Annotated in this window: 2 protein-coding genes and 1 pseudogene; all 3 read right to left on the bottom strand. The window is 73.5% G+C overall.

Going from position 1 to position 1,859, the window contains the following annotated elements:
- Positions 1-473 (bottom strand): annotated as a pseudogene (locus tag F8C90_RS10710) (hypothetical protein); the annotation flags it as partial.
- Positions 474-499: 26 nt separating this feature from the next.
- Positions 500-1,162, bottom strand: coding sequence for a response regulator transcription factor (locus F8C90_RS10705; RefSeq protein WP_158050490.1), 663 nt, complete (start codon positions 1,160-1,162; stop codon positions 500-502).
- Between the two features lie 237 nt (positions 1,163-1,399).
- A partial coding sequence (locus F8C90_RS11060) for an ABC-2 family transporter permease (RefSeq protein ID WP_484488903.1) occupies positions 1,400-1,859 on the bottom strand: 460 nt, incomplete at its 5' end.

Here is a 1,859-nt window from a genome sequence, read left to right as displayed (position 1 = left end):
AGCATGAGGTTCTGCGGGTTGGGAAGCAGGCCGGCGAGGTCGCGCGAGACCCACTGCGGCAGGTACTCGCTGACGAGTGCGCAGGCCCCGCCGCCCTTGAGCGGGAACGCGGCGTAGGTGAGGCCCGAGCCCCCGCCCTCGATCTCCACTGTGCCCGGATCCGCGGCGAGTGCCGCACGGGCCATTTCCGCCGCGCCCTCGAGCCGCGTGCCCTCGAGGTCTGTCATCAGCACGTATCCGTCCTTGTTCAGGATGAGGTAGCGGTACGCCGTCGGCACGTCCTGCTGCCCGCAGACGCCGTCGCGTGCCAGGCCCTCCGCGACCTCGCGCGCATTGGCCGGCCCCCAGCTTGCCTCGTAGACGAAGCCCGCGTTGATCGCCGCGGAGAGCGCCATGAACGAGGCGAGCCACGCCGTGGCGACCGCCGCGAACGCGTAGGCGAAGTAGCGCGCGATGACGAAGGAGAGCGGCATGCCCCCGCGACCTCGCGCCCCGGTCCTCAGAGCTGCCACTTGTACCCCATCCCCCAGACGGTCGCGATCGGGTCGGCGCCGGCCTCGGAGAGTTTCCTCCGGGCGCGGCTGACCTGCATGGATATGGCCGCGTCGTCGGCGTCGCTCTCCCAGCCGAGCACCGCCTCGCGGATCTGCGCGCGGCTCATGACCTGCCCGGGGTGGCGGGCGAGGTACTCGCAGATGGCGTACTCGGTGGGCGTGAGCGGCACGGCCTCGCCGCCCACGGCGAGGCCGCGCGCCCCGAGGTCGATCCGCACCTCCCCGAAGGAGAGGGCGTGCGAGCGCGGCCGGCGCTCACGGCGTAGATGGGCCGCGACCTTGGCGCGCAGCTCCGCGGCCCCGAAGGGCTTGCGGACGTAGTCGTCGGCGCCCAGGCCGTAGCCGGCCACGGCGTCCTCCTCGGCCACGCGCGCGGTCAGGAAGACGATGGGCCCGTCGAAGTCCGGGCGGATCTGCCGCACGAGCTCGAAGCCGTCGAGCCCCGGCATCATGACGTCGCAGAGCACGAGGTCGAAGCGCGAGAGGTCCGTCCCCGGGACCGCCGTCGGGTCCGCTGCCTTGACGACCTCATGGCCGTCGCGGCCGAGGACGCGCGCGAGCGCGTCGAGGATCGCCCGCTCATCATCCACCGCCAGTATCCTCGCCATGTTCGACCTCCTGAAACTCCCGTCGGCATTGTACTAGCGCCGCGCTCAGCGGTCCAGAGCCCCGCGCGCAGCCGCGGGCGCTTCGGCCGCGTCGCACGCGCGGTAGCGCACGCCCGAGCCGCCGCGCGCCTCGACCTCGAGCCAGCCCTCGCCGTCCGACTCCCGCCCGAAGAAGATGAGCCGGAGCTTTCGACGAGCGCTGCGGAGAGGAGGGCGAGCACGGCGGCGAGCGGCTTCCTACGCATCTGCCCTCCCGTCCTCGAAGCGGCAGAACCAGGCGATAAGGACGGCGGCGGTTGCCAGGGTGAGCACGAGGCCAGCGAGCGCAGTCGTGAGGAGAGGTCCCGCCGCGCGTGCGACGTCGATGAAGGCCTCTACCCCGAGCGACCCCAGGCGCGCGGGCCAGGCGAGCGGCACCCAGCTCAGGGGCGTCGCCAGGGCACCGGTGAGCTCGCCGGTCATGAGGCCGTGCGCAAGTCCGCCCACTGAGAAGAACGCGAGGAGCATCCCCGCCGCGCCGGCGCCGATGGCGGCGTTGCGGCCGAGGCGCAGGGCCACGCCGAGCCCCAGCGCGTAGAGGGGCAGGCTGCCCAGCACGATGCCCGCCCAGGCGGCCGCAAGCGGAGCGGGCCCGAGCGGCAGGCGCCCGGCGACGGCGAGCACGGCCCCGAACACGCCGAGCGCCACGGCCAGCGCG

It is taken from the genome of Ellagibacter isourolithinifaciens (assembly GCF_008831035.1).
Taxonomy (GTDB): Bacteria; Actinomycetota; Coriobacteriia; order Coriobacteriales; family Eggerthellaceae; genus Ellagibacter; species Ellagibacter isourolithinifaciens.
The sequence above is the reverse complement of the archived record's forward strand: the minus strand, read 5'-3'. Positions and strand labels throughout refer to the sequence as shown.